General features: G+C 64.9%; 16 protein-coding genes and 1 pseudogene. 8 read left to right on the forward strand and 9 right to left on the reverse strand.

Features of this window, described 5'->3' with window-relative positions; translation table 11 throughout:
• Positions 1 to 3: 3 nt before the first annotated feature.
• Positions 4 to 1,506, reverse strand: coding sequence for an Asp-tRNA(Asn)/Glu-tRNA(Gln) amidotransferase subunit GatB (gene gatB, locus CRO48_RS10195; protein WP_097138823.1), 1,503 nt, complete (start codon positions 1,504 to 1,506; stop codon positions 4 to 6).
• A 153-nt stretch (positions 1,507 to 1,659) separates the two neighbouring features.
• On the opposite strand from gatB, the gene CRO48_RS10200 reads away from it, so the two are divergent.
• The 3 genes and pseudogenes from CRO48_RS10200 to CRO48_RS31780 form a co-directional block, all read left to right on the forward strand.
• A complete protein-coding gene (locus CRO48_RS10200) occupies positions 1,660 to 2,109 on the forward strand; it encodes an Rrf2 family transcriptional regulator (RefSeq protein ID WP_097138825.1) in 450 nt (149 codons plus the stop codon).
• 84 nt (positions 2,110 to 2,193) lie between these two features.
• On the forward strand, positions 2,194 to 3,096 hold the full coding sequence (locus CRO48_RS10205; protein WP_097138828.1) for an NAD(P)/FAD-dependent oxidoreductase: 903 nt from the start codon (positions 2,194 to 2,196) through the stop codon (positions 3,094 to 3,096).
• A 36-nt stretch (positions 3,097 to 3,132) separates the two neighbouring features.
• Positions 3,133 to 3,259 (forward strand): annotated as a pseudogene (locus CRO48_RS31780) (YjhX family toxin); the annotation flags it as partial.
• 64 nt (positions 3,260 to 3,323) lie between these two features.
• Here the strand turns inward: CRO48_RS31780 and CRO48_RS10210 are convergent.
• The 5 genes from CRO48_RS10210 to CRO48_RS10230 all read right to left on the reverse strand — a co-directional run bounded on the left by CRO48_RS10210 (position 3,324) and on the right by CRO48_RS10230 (position 7,092).
• A complete protein-coding gene (locus CRO48_RS10210; RefSeq protein WP_097138830.1) occupies positions 3,324 to 3,836 on the reverse strand; it encodes a GNAT family N-acetyltransferase in 513 nt (170 codons plus the stop codon).
• 59 nt (positions 3,837 to 3,895) lie between these two features.
• Positions 3,896 to 5,377, reverse strand: coding sequence for an Asp-tRNA(Asn)/Glu-tRNA(Gln) amidotransferase subunit GatA (gene gatA, locus CRO48_RS10215; protein ID WP_097138832.1), 1,482 nt, complete (start codon positions 5,375 to 5,377; stop codon positions 3,896 to 3,898).
• Positions 5,378 to 5,396: 19 nt separating this feature from the next.
• Positions 5,397 to 5,873: a GNAT family N-acetyltransferase gene (locus CRO48_RS10220; protein WP_097138834.1), complete on the reverse strand. Its 477-nt coding sequence runs from the start codon at positions 5,871 to 5,873 to the stop codon at positions 5,397 to 5,399.
• Positions 5,874 to 5,877: 4 nt separating this feature from the next.
• Positions 5,878 to 6,165 carry an Asp-tRNA(Asn)/Glu-tRNA(Gln) amidotransferase subunit GatC gene (gatC, locus tag CRO48_RS10225; RefSeq protein WP_097138835.1) on the reverse strand — a complete coding sequence of 96 codons (288 nt, stop codon included), beginning with the start codon at positions 6,163 to 6,165 and terminating at the stop codon, positions 5,878 to 5,880.
• A gap of 222 nt (positions 6,166 to 6,387) precedes the next feature.
• Positions 6,388 to 7,092 carry a metal-dependent hydrolase gene (locus CRO48_RS10230; RefSeq protein WP_097138837.1) on the reverse strand — a complete coding sequence of 235 codons (705 nt, stop codon included), beginning with the start codon at positions 7,090 to 7,092 and terminating at the stop codon, positions 6,388 to 6,390.
• Between the two features lie 200 nt (positions 7,093 to 7,292).
• Here CRO48_RS10230 and CRO48_RS10235 point away from each other — a divergent pair, with 200 nt between their 5' ends.
• Together CRO48_RS10235 and ruvX are read left to right on the forward strand one after the other, a co-directional pair.
• Positions 7,293 to 7,598, forward strand: a complete 306-nt coding sequence (locus tag CRO48_RS10235; RefSeq protein WP_097138839.1) for an alkylphosphonate utilization protein — start codon at positions 7,293 to 7,295, stop codon at positions 7,596 to 7,598.
• Between the two features lie 21 nt (positions 7,599 to 7,619).
• On the forward strand, positions 7,620 to 8,093 hold the full coding sequence (gene ruvX / locus CRO48_RS10240; RefSeq protein WP_097138841.1) for a Holliday junction resolvase RuvX: 474 nt from the start codon (positions 7,620 to 7,622) through the stop codon (positions 8,091 to 8,093).
• On the opposite strand, the gene CRO48_RS10245 is transcribed toward ruvX, so the two are convergent.
• Positions 8,051 to 8,389 (reverse strand): DUF6105 family protein, encoded by a 339-nt coding sequence (locus CRO48_RS10245; RefSeq protein WP_097138843.1) that lies wholly within the window; start codon positions 8,387 to 8,389, stop codon positions 8,051 to 8,053. The two genes, ruvX and CRO48_RS10245, sit on opposite strands and share 43 nt — an antisense overlap.
• The gene (locus tag CRO48_RS32155; protein WP_176526715.1) at positions 8,386 to 8,544 is read right to left on the reverse strand and encodes a hypothetical protein; all 159 of its coding nucleotides are present in this window, start codon (positions 8,542 to 8,544) and stop codon (positions 8,386 to 8,388) included. Before CRO48_RS32155 ends, CRO48_RS10245 begins: the two co-directional genes overlap by 4 nt.
• A gap of 221 nt (positions 8,545 to 8,765) precedes the next feature.
• Here CRO48_RS32155 and CRO48_RS10250 point away from each other — a divergent pair, with 221 nt between their 5' ends.
• Positions 8,766 to 9,698, forward strand: coding sequence for an AEC family transporter (locus CRO48_RS10250; protein WP_097138845.1), 933 nt, complete (start codon positions 8,766 to 8,768; stop codon positions 9,696 to 9,698).
• Here the strand turns inward: CRO48_RS10250 and CRO48_RS10255 are convergent.
• Entirely contained in the window at positions 9,683 to 11,332 is a 1,650-nt protein-coding gene (locus tag CRO48_RS10255; protein WP_097138847.1) for an acyl-CoA dehydrogenase family protein, read from the reverse strand. The two genes, CRO48_RS10250 and CRO48_RS10255, sit on opposite strands and share 16 nt — an antisense overlap.
• Before the next feature lie 170 nt (positions 11,333 to 11,502).
• Here CRO48_RS10255 and CRO48_RS10260 point away from each other — a divergent pair, with 170 nt between their 5' ends.
• Both CRO48_RS10260 and CRO48_RS10265 read left to right on the forward strand, forming a co-directional pair.
• The gene (locus tag CRO48_RS10260; protein WP_097138849.1) at positions 11,503 to 12,444 is read left to right on the forward strand and encodes an aspartate carbamoyltransferase catalytic subunit; all 942 of its coding nucleotides are present in this window, start codon (positions 11,503 to 11,505) and stop codon (positions 12,442 to 12,444) included.
• Entirely contained in the window at positions 12,441 to 13,736 is a 1,296-nt protein-coding gene (locus tag CRO48_RS10265) for a dihydroorotase (RefSeq protein ID WP_097138851.1), read from the forward strand. The genes CRO48_RS10260 and CRO48_RS10265 overlap by 4 nt, the downstream gene beginning before the upstream one ends.
• Positions 13,737 to 13,826: the final 90 nt, after the last annotated feature.

The raw sequence follows: 13,826 nt of genomic DNA on the forward strand, positions 1-13,826 counted from the left end.
GGCCTATTCCTCGATGCCGAGCTTGGCCTTGACGAGGGCCTGCACAGCCTGCGGGTTTGCCTTGCCGCCGGTCGCCTTCATCACCTGGCCGACGAACCAGCCGGCCAGCGTCGGCTTGGCCTTCACCTTCTCGACCTGATCGGGGTTGGCGGCGATGATGTCGTCGACGGCCTTCTCGATCGCACCGGTGTCGGTGACCTGCTTCATGCCGCGGCTCTCGACGATTTCTGCCGGCACGCCGCCTTCGGCCCAGACGATCTCGAACAGGTCCTTGGCGATCTTGCCGGAGATGGTGCCATCCTTGATCAGGTCGATGATGCCGCCGAGCTGACCGGGCGAAACCGGAGTCTCTTCAATGGCTTTGCCGGCTTTGTTCAAGGCGCCCAGCAAGTCGTTGATGACCCAGTTGGCCGCAGCCTTGCCGTCACGGCCGGCCGCAACGGCCTCGAAATAATCTGCAATTGCCTTCTCGGAGACCAGCACCGAGGCGTCGTAGACCGACAGGCCCAGTTCGGCGACGAAGCGGGCCTTCTTGTCATCGGGCAGTTCCGGCAGGTGCGCCTTCAGCTCTTCGACATAGGCGTCGTCGAACTCCAGCGGCAGGAGATCCGGATCGGGGAAATAGCGGTAGTCGTGCGCGTCTTCCTTGGAGCGCATCGAGCGGGTTTCGCCCCTGCCCGGATCGAACAGGCGCGTCTCCTGGTCGATGCTGCCGCCGTCCTCGAGAATGCCGATCTGGCGGCGGGCTTCGTATTCGATCGCCTGGCCGATGAAACGGATCGAGTTGACGTTCTTGATCTCGCAGCGCGTGCCGAAGGCTTCGCCCGGGCGGCGAACGGAGACGTTGACGTCGGCGCGCATCGAGCCCTCGTCCATGTTGCCGTCGCAGGTGCCGAGGTAGCGCACGATCGAGCGCAGCTTCGTCATGTAGGCCTTGGCCTCGTCCGACGAACGCATGTCCGGCTTGGAGACGATCTCCATCAGCGCCACGCCGGAGCGGTTCAGGTCGACATAGGACATGGTCGGATGCTGGTCGTGCATCGACTTGCCGGCGTCCTGCTCCAGATGCAGGCGCTCGATGCCGATCTCGATGTCCTCGAAATTGCCCTGGCGATCCGGGCCAAGCGAGATGACGATCTTGCCTTCGCCGACGATCGGGTCCTTGTACTGCGAGATCTGGTAGCCCTGCGGCAGGTCGGGATAGAAGTAGTTCTTGCGGTCGAAGATCGAACGCTTGTTGATCTGCGCCTTCAGGCCGAGGCCGGTGCGGATCGCCTGGCGCACGCACTCCTCGTTGATGACCGGCAGCATGCCCGGCATGGCCGCATCGACGAGCGAGACGTTGGCGTTCGGTGCGCTGCCGAAGGCGGTGGATGCGCCCGAGAACAGCTTGGAATTGCTGGTGACCTGGGCGTGCACCTCCATGCCGATGATCACTTCCCAGTCGCCGGTGGCGCCGGGGATGAAGCGTTTCGGATCGGGGGTGCGGACGTCGACGAGGGTCATGGCAAGCTCTTGAAAAGTCGCTTCGGAATGGCGGATTTCGAACAGTGTCGGTAGACCATATGGACATGCAGCGCAAGGCTTTGCAGCACCTCGCCCAATGTCAGGGCACCATCGCGCTTGACAGGGGACCGGATTCGTAACATTTGTTGTTACATGAAAAAGAACAGCAGACTTTCCGCCGTGCTTCATGCACTGATGCACATGGCCGAGCGTGACGCACCGATGACCTCGGACGACCTCGCGCTTTGCCTGGACACCAATGCCGTCGTGGTTCGCCGCACCATGGCGGGGCTCAGGGACGCCGGTATCGTACAGTCCGGCCGGGGCCATGGCGGAGGCTGGGTATTCGCCCGCCCGCTCGCCGAGATCTCTCTGCTCGACATCTACCACGCACTGGGCGAGCCGATCGTGTTCCAGATCGGGCCGGCAACGGAGTCACCCGGCTGCGTCGTCGAGCAGTCGGTCAACCGTGTGGTCGGCGATGCGCTGAAGGACGCCGAGGCGATCCTCATGGCGCGCTTTGCCCAAACTCGCCTTTCCGATCTCGCAGCGGATTTCGGGGCGGCAGCGAAGGCCAGGCGCGCTCTTACCGATACCGGCTGACAAGCACACCCTTTTCCCCTGCGCCCGAACGCACCGGCACCAGCCGGGCGGACGATGGCGCCTGCCTGAAGAAAGGACGAGACCATGACCGAAGATGCCGTCATCATCGGAGGAGGCTTTGCCGGCCTCTCTGCCGCGATGCAACTCGCCCGCGCCCGCCGGCGAGTGACAATTCTCGATACCGGCGCGCCTCGCAATCGCTTTGCCAGTCATTCGCACGGCGTGCTTGCGATGGACGGCCGTCCCGGAGCCGACATCCTTGCGACCGCCCGCGCGCAGCTTGCAACCTATGACACCGTGACTTTCCGCCCCGTCGAGGCGACGAAACTCGATGGAGATATCGACGCCTTCCGCGTTGCGACCAGCGATGGCGAGGAGATCGCCGGACGACGCGTCCTGCTCGCAACGGGGTTCGAGGACGTCCTGCCGACGATCCCGGGCCTGAGCGAACGGTGGGGACGGACGGTCCTCCACTGCCCCTATTGCCATGGCTACGAGATCGATCGCGGCCCCCTTGGCCTGCTCGCCCGCACAGCCGATGCAATCCGCCTCGCCGCGATCATCGCGGACTGGGGCGACGTGACCCTCTTCACCAATGAGGCCATCGAGCCGGACGCCGCAGCGATCGCACTGCTCGAGCAGCGCGGCGTCAATATCCGTTCGGGACGGGTGCTCGCCGTGGACGGCCGGGAAGGTGAACCACTGTCTGTCCAATTTGATGGCGGCTCCGCCGCGGTCGTGAAGGCGCTGTTCGTGATGCCGGAGTCGCGTGTCCGCAGCGCCATCCCGCATGAGCGTGATCTGGCCTTCAGGGAAAGCCCGATCGGGCAGATCATCGCAACCGACGAGGGCCGGCAGACGTCCCTGCCGGGGCTTTATGCAGCCGGCGACATCGCGCTCGGGCCGGCGAACATCACCTTTGCCTCGGCCGATGGCGTGAAGGCAGGCGTTATGCTGCACCACTCTCTCATACTGCCGGCGCATTGACGGCGGTTTTCTGCCGATCTACCAAGGCGGGCCAACGGGCTGGACCTTGCACTTTTCCGCAAGCTGAAGCGGCGCAGGTGTATCGCATCACGGGGCGGGCGCCCCTATCGCACCAGCGAGCGCGGCTCTGGCGCTCGTGCGCTCGCAATTGGACAATCGATGAGAAAATCGGCGACGAGAAAAAGTGGCGCGCGCGGCATCCGTCGCGCGTGCCAGCATCAGCGCCGTCAAAAGCCTCCCGGCCCGTAGCCGATCGGCTGATCCTCGGTCAGTTGCCGCCTGAGCCCGACGGACTCGACGTTCCGGTCGAGCTTCGGCGAATAGGCGACGGAGAGCCAGTTCACCGCGTAGCCGTGCTTGCGGAAGAAGGCGAGTGCTGCGGCGTTACGGGCATGTGTCTGCAGATCCACCGTCTCGAAGGTGGCCCTGCGCATCTCGTCTTCGATCGCGGCAAGAAGGGCGGAGCCGACGCCCTGGCGCTGCATAGCGGGATCAACCCAGAGATCGGTGATCTCCTCGTCCATCTTCTCGCGGGCGGCCCAGCCGGCAATGCGCCCGCCGGTCTCGGCGACGGCGACGGTCACCCAGTTGCCCTGGAGGAAGTGTACGAAGGCGTTGCGCGCATTGTCACGCAACGCGTCCAGGTCGGCGACGCCGGTCACCGCCTGTTCCCAGGCGCGCATGCCGATCTCGGCCAGCACCGGAATGTCGCCGCCATGGGCGTATCGGATGATCGTCATCGCCTGAGCCCCTTTCTCCGGGCCGGATCAAACCATCCGAATCGCCGCTTGGCCAGTGTTTACCACCACTTCTGCGGCGAGAAACGGCCGGCGGCCTTCTCGATCACGTGCGCGGTCTTGAACAGCGTTTCTTCTTCGAATGGCTTGCCGATGAGCTGGAGGCCGAGCGGCAGGCCCTTGTGGTCGAGGCCGGCGGGCACGGCGATGCCGGGAAGGCCCGCCATGTTCACCGTCACCGTGAAGATGTCGTTCAGGTACATCTTGACCGGATCGGAGGCGAGGTCCTCGTCGGCGATGCCGAAGGCCGACGACGGGGTCGCGGGCGTCAGGATCGCATCGACGCCGGCGTCGAAGGCCAGTTCGAAGTCGCGCTTGATCAGCGTGCGGACCTTCTGCGCCTGCAGGTAGTAGGCGTCGTAGTAGCCGGCGGAGAGAACGTAGGTGCCGATCATGATGCGGCGCTTGACCTCCTTGCCGAAGCCGGCAGCGCGCGTCTTCTCGTACATGTCGACGATGTCCTTGCCGTCAACGCGCAGGCCGTAGCGCACGCCGTCGTAGCGGGCGAGGTTCGAGGAGGCTTCCGCAGGCGCCACGATGTAGTAGGCCGGCAGCGCGTATTTCGTGTGCGGCAGGCTGATATCGACGATCTCCGCACCGGCTTCCTTCAGCCACGCAATGCCCTGCTGCCAGAGCGCCTCGATTTCTTCCGGCATGCCGTCGACGCGATATTCGCGCGGAATGCCGATCTTCATGCCCTTGATCGACTGGCCGACCGCCTTCTCGTAGTCCGGGACCGGCAGGTCGACGGAAGTCGTATCCTTGGCGTCGACCGATGCCATCGACTTCAGGAGGATCGCGGCATCACGCACGTCGCGGGCGATCGGGCCGGCCTGGTCCAGCGAGGAGGCAAAGGCGACGACGCCCCAGCGCGAGCAGCGGCCATAGGTCGGCTTGATGCCGACGGTGCCGGTAAACGCCGCCGGCTGGCGGATCGATCCGCCGGTGTCGGTGGCGGTAGCGCCGGCGCACAGGAACGCCGCAACCGCGGCAGCCGAGCCGCCCGAAGAGCCGCCGGGCACGAGGTCGAAATTGGAGCCGTTGGCGCGCCACGGGTTCTTGACGGCGCCGTAATAGGAGGTCTCGTTGGAGGAGCCCATGGCGAACTCGTCCATGTTCAGCTTGCCGAGCATGACAGCGCCGTCGTTCCAGAGGTTCTGGGTGACGGTCGATTCGTACTTCGGCTTGAAGCCGTCGAGAATGTGGCTGCAGGCCTGGGTATGGACGTCGCGGGTGCCGAAAAGGTCCTTGATGCCGAGCGGGATGCCTTCCAACGCGCCGGCCTTGCCCTCGGCGATGCGGGCGTCGGACGCCTTCGCCATATCGCGCGCCTTCTCCGGCGTCACCGTGACATAGGCGTTGAGCGCACCGTTGGCGGCGTCGATCGCGGACAGATAGGCCTCCGTCAGTTCGACGGCGGTGATCTCCTTGGCACCAAGCTTCTCGCGGGCTTCGGCAATGGTCAGGCGGGTCAGATCGGTCATGGTTCTAATCTTTTCGCGGTCACGCAGCGCTGGCGGTTCGTCCAAGCTGCTTCTGGTAAAATATCGAATAGGGGCTTTCCGGGTAGTCGAGCACCGGGCCGCAACGGGTGAAGCCGGCCTTCTCGTAGATCGCCCAGGCGGCGGGATGCCGGTCGCCGGTCTCGAGCACGAGCTGGGACATACCGTCGTCCTGCGCAGCACCGACGATCCTTGTCAGGATATCGCGGCCGATGCCCCTGCCCTGGCACTCCGGCCGGGTGAACATGCGCTTCACCTCGCCGACATCAGGCGAATGACGCTTCAGCGCGCCGCAGCCGATCGCCCTGCCGTCCTCGCGCGCGATCCAGACCGTGACGCCCGGCTCGGCCATCTGCTCCACCGTCAGGTGATAGCACGCCTCCGGCGGCGACAGCGCCAGCAGAACCTCGTTCAGTTCCGCGACCAGCTCGCGCACATCGTCCTGAAGCGGGCTTTCGACGGCGATCGTCACGGCCAAGGGCTTACTCCACGACCTTCGGCACGAGGAAGAAGTTGCGATCGGAAACCGGTGCGTTCGCCACGACGTCGTCGGCCTTGCTGCCGTCGGTCACGACGTCGTCGCGCTCCTTCATGGCCATCGGCATCACCGAAGTCATCGGCTCGACGCCCGAGACGTCGACTTCGCCCAGTTGCTCGACAAAACCGAGGATGCCGTTCAGCTCCCCCATCATCCGCTGGGCTTCTTCTTCGCTGACCGCGATACGGGCAAGGTGGGCCACCCGCTTGACGGTGGCAAGATCGACAGACATCGGCATTCTCCGGTCGGAAATTTCCTACCCGCTATAATGACCCAGCCCCGGCTGCGCAACGGGGGAATGTGTCCCGCGATCGGCGAGACGGCATGAACGGGGCTGGAAGCCCTGGCTCGGCAGCGTGCGGTCACCCTCATCCGCCTGCCGGCACACATTACCCGCGCGAAGAGAGGCGCGCCTCGACATCCGGACGAAGCGCAGCCTCGAACGTGACAGGCCTTACCGCGAAACGATTTCGCCGACCTTCGGCACCTCGATCTTTGCCTTCGCGCCATCCATGCCGGCGACGAAGGTATCGGGCGTCTGGTCGATGATCGGGAAAGAGCCGTAATGGCAGGGAATGACGGTGCCGAACTTGAAGTAGCGCTGGCAGGCCAGAGCTGCGACCGCGCCGCCCATCGTGAAGCGGTCGCCGATCGGCACCAGGCCGATCTCCGGCTGGTGCAGCTCATTGATCAGGGCCATATCGCCGAAGATGTCCGTGTCGCCCATGTGGTAGAGCGTCGGCTCATCCTCGAAGTGCAGGACGAGGCCGTTGGCGTTTCCAAGCGAATGCGACACGCCGTCCTCGGTGACCTGCGCGGAGGAATGCAGGGCGTTGACGAAGGTGGTGGAAAAGCCGTGGAAATGGATCGTGCCGCCGGTATTGCCCATCTCCAGTTTCTTGACGCCCTTGGAACCCAGCCATGCGGCCAGATCGGCATTGGCGAGCACGGTGGCACCCGTCTCCCTGGCGATCGCTATGGTATCGCCCACATGGTCGCCGTGACCGTGCGTGAGCAGCACGTGCGTGAGATCCGCCGTCGCTTCCTTTCGCTTCGTCTCGTCGAAAGCGGGATTGCCGGTGAAGAACGGGTCGATCAGAATCTTCGCCTTGGCCGTTTCGATATGGAAGGCCGAATGGCCGAGCCAGGTGATCTTCATGGTATTCTCCTATTGTACTTCCGCCATCTTATGACATAGAGCAGTGTGCGCAAAACGGCGGCCCAGGCTGTACTGGATGCCGCTTTCGAACCGGCAAATGCCCGGGCCGACAGTGACGCTGCCAGCGGGAAGCTCCGGCGACCGGCGCGCGAAATGCAGCCCGACCGGACGAATATCCAGCCTTCGCAATGGAGACAAGCATGGCCCACGACGATGACGAGTACGTGTACGACGAAGCGACCGGTGATTGGCGCCCGGCCTCCGAAGTCGCAGCGGCCGCTGCCACCAGCCGGCCCGTGGCACGCGATGCGGCCGGCAACGAACTGGCAGACGGCGATTCGGTCGTGCTCATCAAGGACCTGAAGGTAAAAGGCGCGGGGCAGACGCTCAAGCAGGGCACCGTCATCCGCTCCATCCGCCTCACGGACAATCCGGAAGAGATCGATTGTCGGCACGACGCCATCAGGGGCCTCGTGCTGCGCACGGAATTCGTGCGCAAGCGCTGAACATTCTTCGGAGAGCTTCCCATGGCAACGCTGACGCTGGAAGAACTGGCCGAAGTTCTCGAACCCGGCCAGCCGATCGCCGGCCTGGATCTCGGCACCAAGACGATCGGGCTGTCGGTCTCCGATCTCGGCAGGCGGCTCGCGACACCGCGGCCGGTGCTGAAGCGGCTGAAATTCGGCATCGACGCGGAAACCCTGCTCGGGTTCGCAGAAAAGGAAAAGGTCGCGGCCTTCGTCATCGGGCTGCCGATGAACATGGATGGCAGCGCCGGCCCGCGCGTGCAGGCGACGCGCGCCTTCGTGCGCTCCATGGGCGAACGGACGGAAATACCCTTCGTCTACTGGGACGAGCGGCTTTCCACCGTCGCCGCAGAGCGCACGCTGATCGAGATGGACGTTTCGCGCAAGAAGCGGGCGGAGCGGATCGATTCGGCCGCCGCCTCCTTCATCCTTCAGGGCGCCCTGGACAGGCTGTCGGCGCTCGGCAGATCCTGATCCTTCGCGCCCTGCTCCACTCCGCGGCGGCGGCGCCACCAAGCGCCGATCTGCCGGCGTTTGCGAAACGCGACGATGGCGAAGACGAACAGGCTGTCGACGGCGATCGCGCGCGCGACCAGAGGCGGGATCGTCTCGGGCGGCATGCCGAGAACATGGCCGTAGATGCGGAAGACGAGGTCGTGCGCGTTGCGCGTCAGCATGAAGATGCCGAAATTCATGTCGTAGTAGGAAAGGCCGTACCAACTGCCGAGCAGGGCGATAGGAAACGCCCAGAGAATGAGGAACCACTTCATGCGGTTCTCCCCTCACCCATGAAGGCCTCGCCGAATTCCAGCCCGATCTCGCGAATGGCGAACAGGCCGAGCATGACGAGCGCCGGCACCGAGATATCGAGCGCAAGTGCTGCGAAGAAGGCCGTCATGGCCGGGATCAGAACCGCTTTCGGCATGGCGCCGTTCCTGATGGTTAATGAAGCGTTAACAGCCCGACATTCTACCCATCACCGCAGGCGCGCAACGCAAAGTCGTCAACAAGGTTAATTTCCACATCGCAGCCGCCCTGCTCCGTTCGGCAGCGCCATCTGCACCTTCGCCCGAACTAAATCTCCGGCATTGCCGTTTGTTCCCGCCCATGAAATGAGGACGCAAAGTCCCTAACATTGGTCGCGCCATGCTCGTCGTCTTCGAAAGCACCCTGCCCGTCTTCCTGCTCGTCGTGCTCGGAACGCTGCTGAAGCGATGGCGGAAGATCGATGATGGCCTGTGGCTGGGGCTTGAGCAGCTGGGCTTCTATGTCCTCTTTCCCGCTCTATTGTTTTCGACACTGGCGCAAGCCGATTTCGGCGGGATGGAAGCGGGAGCGCTTGCGATTGCCTCCATAGGCTCGGTCACGCTGATGTCGGCAGGCCTGCTGCTCTCCTGGCCGCTTTTCCGCAAGGCCGGCGTATCGGCAGCATCCTTCAGCACCGTGTTCCAGACATCCACCCGCTGGAACGGTTTCATGGCGCTCGCGACCGCCGGCAAGCTCTATGGCCAGGGCGGTATCGGAATGCTGGCGCTGATCATGACGCTCATCATCATCCCGATCAATTTCTACAATATCGCAATTCTGATCTGGTTCGGTGGCGGGGCGCGCCACGTACGGAACTTCCTCCTCAAGGTGATCAGCAATCCCTTGATCCTCGCCTCCGCGCTCGGCACGATCTTCAACCTGTACGGCATCCATGTCTACGCCCCGCTCATGGAGACGATCGACCTCGTCGCCGAAGCCTCCCTCAGCCTCGGCCTGATCATGGTGGGTGCAGGGCTGCGCGTCACCGATGCGCTGCGCCCCGGCGCGATCGCACTGATATCGGTCGTGCTCAAGCTTTTCGTGATGCCGTTCATCATGGTCGGAACGGCATGGCTGCTCGGCATCGAAGGCGAAGCCTTGCTCGTGGTCGCGCTCGGCGCCAGCGTGCCCACCGCGATGAACGGGTATCTTCTGGCCAAGCAGATGGGCGGCGACGCGCCGCTCTACGCCTGCGTTGCCACGCTGCAGACGGCGCTGTCGTTCCTCACCATCCCGCTGGTGCTGACGCTCACGTCCTATGCGGCCGGATAGAGCAGATCAACGATGTAGGCCGAATCGAAGCGGGAATCGAGCATGCCGTAGGTCGAGCGCCAGCCGGCCGCCAGGCGCGTTTCAAGGAAGGCGTCGGCGATGCGCCCCGCACCGATGCGGTTGAGTTCGGCAGCAGCGGCGGAAAGTGCGAGCTGCTCGACCAGCATGCGCGCCGCACCCTCGTCGCGCTCGCACAGCGAGGTCGCCGCGCGCAGAACCTCCACCGTCTTGCGGCCGGAGGGACCGAGATCGCGGGCGATTCCGGCGAAGACGGATTCGAACAGGTCCTTGCCACGCGCCAGCACGCGCAGCACGTCCAGCGCCATCACGTTGCCGGAGCCTTCCCAGATCGCATTGACCGGCGCCTCGCGGTAATGCCGGGCGATCGGTCGCTCCTCGACATAGCCACTGCCGCCGATGCACTCCATGGCCTCGTAGATCAGGGCGGGGGCGATCTTGCAGCACCAGTATTTCGTTACCGGCGTCATGACGCGGGCATAGGCGGCGTCGTCGGCGCTGACCGGCGCGCGGTCGAAGGCTTCGGCCAGCCGCAGAGACAACGCCGTCGCCGCCGCCACATCGAGGGCCATGTCGGCCAGAACGCGCGTCATGATCGGCTGGTCGACGAGGTTCTTGCCGAAGACCTTGCGGCCGCGCGTATGATGGACGGCCTCGGCGAGGGACGCGCGCATGATGCCGCTGGAGGCGAGCGCGCAGTCGAGCCGCGTCAGCGTCACCATGTCGAGGATCGTGCGAATGCCGGCGTCCGGCGATCCCAGCAGGAAGCCGAACGTATCGTTGAATTCCACCTCCGAGGAGGCATTCGATCGGTTGCCGATCTTTTCCTTCAGGCGCTGGAAGCGCAGGCCGTTCGCCGTGCCGTCCTCCAGAAGCCGCGGCACCAGGAAGCAGCCGACGCCGTCACGGGTTTGCGCCAGCATGACGAAGGCATCGCTCATAGGCGCAGACATGAACCATTTGTGCCCGCTCAGGCGGTAGATGCCCTCACCCACGCGCTCGGCGGTGGTCGTGTTGGCCCGCACGTCGGTGCCGCCCTGCTTCTCCGTCATGCCCATGCCGATCGTGACGGCGCTTTTCTGCATCGCGGGACGATTGGTGCTGTCGTACTTGCGCGACAGGATGCGGCCGGCCCACTCGCGTTGCACGACGGGCGAGGCGGAGATCGCCGCCACCGACGCGCTGGTCATGGTCAGGGGGCACAGGTGCCCGCTTTCGAGCTGCGCGCTCAGGAAGAAGCGGACCGCGCGCGCCTTGTGCGCCCTGCCCCGTTCGTCCGGCAGGTTCTCCCAGATGGAAGAGTGCAGGCCGCTGGCCATGGAGCGGCGCATCAGCGCATGCCAGGCAGGGTGGAAATCCACCACGTCCAGCCGTTCGCCGCGCGGCCCGTGGGTGCGAAGCTGCGGCGGCGACTCGTTGGCCATGCGCGCCAGTTCCTGCGCCTCGGCAGATGTCACCTGGCGACCGATCGCGTCGAACTCGTCACGCAGCGGCTTCGGCAGGCTGGCGGTTCCGTCCACCAGAAGGGGATCGGACCGATAGGCGTTGATGCCCGTCCACAGCTTCGGCTGGTTCAGGTCTGCTAGGGTCTGTTCGGTCCGGGTCATCTGAGTCATGTCCGGGTTCTAGCCTAACTGCGCCTGTCGCGAAACGGGGGCACAGGGGCCATACCCCCAAAGAATGCAGGAAAAGAAGGGCGAAGGCCGGGCGACGGCCCGCGCCGCCTTGCCGCATGGCGGCGGAGCCTCTATAGACCCCGCGTATTCAAGACAGACGAGGCGACCTCATGGATTCCTTTCCGCATCGCCACCTGCTCGGCATCAAGGGATTGACCGAGCAGGAAATCACCTACCTGCTCGACAAGGCGGACGCGGCCGTCAACATCAGCCGGCAGCGGGAGAAGAAGACCTCGACGCTTAGGGGCCTTACTCAGATCAATCTCTTCTTTGAAGCATCGACGCGCACGCAATCCTCCTTCGAGCTTGCGGGAAAGCGGCTCGGCGCAGACGTGATGAACATGTCGGTCGGCAACTCCTCGGTGAAGAAGGGCGAGACGCTGATCGACACGGCAATGACGCTGAACGCCATGCACCCGGACGTGCTGGTGGTCCGCCACTCTTCCGCCGGTGCCGCCGCCCTTCTGGCGCAGAAGGTCTCGTGCGCGGTCGTCAACGCCGGCGACGGGCAGCACGAGCATCCGACCCAGGCGCTTCTCGACGCGCTGACGATCCGACGCGCCAAGGGCAAGCTGTCGCGCATCATCGTCGCGATCTGCGGCGACGTCCTGCATTCGCGCGTGGCCCGCTCCAACATCCTGCTGCTGAACGCCATGGGTGCCCGGGTCCGGGTGGTGGCACCGGCGACCCTGCTTCCGAACGGCATCGGCCAGATGGGCGCCGAGGTCTACCACTCGATGGAAGAGGGGCTGAAGGATGCGGACGTGGTGATGATGCTGCGCCTGCAGCGTGAGCGCATGTCGGGTGCCTTCGTGCCCTCAGTGCGCGAGTATTTCCGCTACTTCGGCCTCGACGCTGAAAAGCTGAAGGCTGCCAAGGAGGATGCACTCGTCATGCATCCCGGCCCGATGAACCGCGGGGTGGAGATCGCCTCCGAGATCGCCGACGGGCCGCAGAGCGTGATCGAGCAACAGGTGGAGATGGGCGTCGCCGTCCGCATGGCGGTGATGGAAACCCTTCTCGTCTCGCAGAACCAGGGACCGCGCGCATGACCCGGCCGACCGTCATCAACAACGTCCGCATCATCGATCCCTCGCAGCATCTCGACGAGACGGGCACGATCGTCATCGAAGACGGCCGCATCGCCGCCGCCGGCAGCAGCGCCCGCAACCAGGGAGTGCCTGACGGCGCGGAGGTCGTGAACGGATCCGGCCTCGTCGCTGCGCCCGGCCTCGTCGATGCCCGCGTCTTCGTCGGCGAGCCCGGCGCCGAACACCGCGAAACGATCGAATCCGCATCGCGCGCGGCAGCGGCGGGCGGCATCACCTCGTTCATCATGATGCCTGATACCGACCCTGTCATCGACGATATCGCGCTGGTCGAATACGTACTGAAGACGGCGCGCGACAAGGCGCTCGTCCATGTGCATCCGGCCGCGGCCCTGACCAAGGGGCTGGCCGGAACGGAAATGACGGAATTCGGCCTGCTGCGCGAGGCCGGTGCCGTTGCCTTCACCAACGGTCGCCATGCCATGCACGACGCGCAGGTTCTGCGCCGGGCAATGACCTATGCGCGCGAATTTTCCGCCGTTATCGCACTGGAGACCCGCGACAAGCATCTCGGCGCCGGCGGGGTGATGAACGAGGGGCTGCTGGCAAGCTGGCTCGGCCTTTCGGGCACGCCGCGCGAGGCGGAAGTCATCCCGCTGGAGCGCGACCTGCGACTGGCGGCCCTGACCCGTGCGGCCTATCACGCCGCACAGATCTCGGTGCCGGAATCGGCAGACGCCATGCGCGTCGCCCGCTCCCGCGGCGCCAACGCCACCTGCGGCATTTCGATCAACCACCTGACCCTCAACGAGAACGACATCGGCGAATACCGCACGTTCTTCAAGCTTTCGCCGCCGCTTCGCGGCGAGGACGATCGTACGGCGATGGTTCAGGCGCTGGCCGACGGGACCATCGACATCATCGTCTCCTCGCACGATCCGCAGGACGTCGACACGAAGCGCCTGCCTTTCGGGGAGGCTGCCGACGGTGCGATCGGGCTGGAAACGATGCTGGCCGCGGCGCTTCGCCTGCACCACAGCGGCGAAGTCTCGCTGATGCGGCTGTTCGACGCCATGTCGACGCAGCCCGCAAAGATCTTCGGCCTTGATGCGGGCACGCTCCAGTCCGGCGTGGCCGCCGACCTCGTGCTGGTCGACCTCGACGAGCCGTGGATCGCAGCCAAGGACGGCTTCGTCTCGCGCTCCAAGAACACGCCGTTCGAAGATGCCCGCTTTACCGGACGCGCCGTTCAAACCTATGTTGCGGGCAAGCGCATTCATGCGGCGCAGCGGTAAGCGGCAGCACAGGGTCGCGTCGACCTCGGCTGGACACCGCCCCTCATCCGCCCTGCCGGGCACCTTTTCCCCGCAGGCGGGGAGAAGGAA

It is taken from the genome of Rhizobium subbaraonis, assembly GCF_900220975.1.
In the GTDB taxonomy this organism is placed as follows: domain Bacteria; phylum Pseudomonadota; class Alphaproteobacteria; order Rhizobiales; family Rhizobiaceae; genus Mycoplana; species Mycoplana subbaraonis.

Coding starts and splice junctions, on each gene's coding strand:
- gatB (WP_097138823.1), bottom strand. CDS start 1,506: ATGACCCTCGTCGACGTCCGCACCCCCGATCCGAAACGCTTCATCCCC.
- CRO48_RS10200 (WP_097138825.1), top strand. CDS start 1,660: ATGAAAAAGAACAGCAGACTTTCCGCCGTGCTTCATGCACTGATGCAC.
- CRO48_RS10205 (WP_097138828.1), top strand. CDS start 2,194: ATGACCGAAGATGCCGTCATCATCGGAGGAGGCTTTGCCGGCCTCTCT.
- CRO48_RS10210 (WP_097138830.1), bottom strand. CDS start 3,836: ATGACGATCATCCGATACGCCCATGGCGGCGACATTCCGGTGCTGGCC.
- gatA (WP_097138832.1), bottom strand. CDS start 5,377: ATGACCGATCTGACCCGCCTGACCATTGCCGAAGCCCGCGAGAAGCTT.
- gatC (WP_097138835.1), bottom strand. CDS start 6,165: ATGTCTGTCGATCTTGCCACCGTCAAGCGGGTGGCCCACCTTGCCCGT.
- CRO48_RS10230 (WP_097138837.1), bottom strand. CDS start 7,092: ATGAAGATCACCTGGCTCGGCCATTCGGCCTTCCATATCGAAACGGCC.
- CRO48_RS10235 (WP_097138839.1), top strand. CDS start 7,293: ATGGCCCACGACGATGACGAGTACGTGTACGACGAAGCGACCGGTGAT.
- ruvX (WP_097138841.1), top strand. CDS start 7,620: ATGGCAACGCTGACGCTGGAAGAACTGGCCGAAGTTCTCGAACCCGGC.
- CRO48_RS10245 (WP_097138843.1), bottom strand. CDS start 8,389: ATGAAGTGGTTCCTCATTCTCTGGGCGTTTCCTATCGCCCTGCTCGGC.
- CRO48_RS32155 (WP_176526715.1), bottom strand. CDS start 8,544: ATGCCGAAAGCGGTTCTGATCCCGGCCATGACGGCCTTCTTCGCAGCA.
- CRO48_RS10250 (WP_097138845.1), top strand. CDS start 8,766: ATGCTCGTCGTCTTCGAAAGCACCCTGCCCGTCTTCCTGCTCGTCGTG.
- CRO48_RS10255 (WP_097138847.1), bottom strand. CDS start 11,332: ATGACTCAGATGACCCGGACCGAACAGACCCTAGCAGACCTGAACCAG.
- CRO48_RS10260 (WP_097138849.1), top strand. CDS start 11,503: ATGGATTCCTTTCCGCATCGCCACCTGCTCGGCATCAAGGGATTGACC.
- CRO48_RS10265 (WP_097138851.1), top strand. CDS start 12,441: ATGACCCGGCCGACCGTCATCAACAACGTCCGCATCATCGATCCCTCG.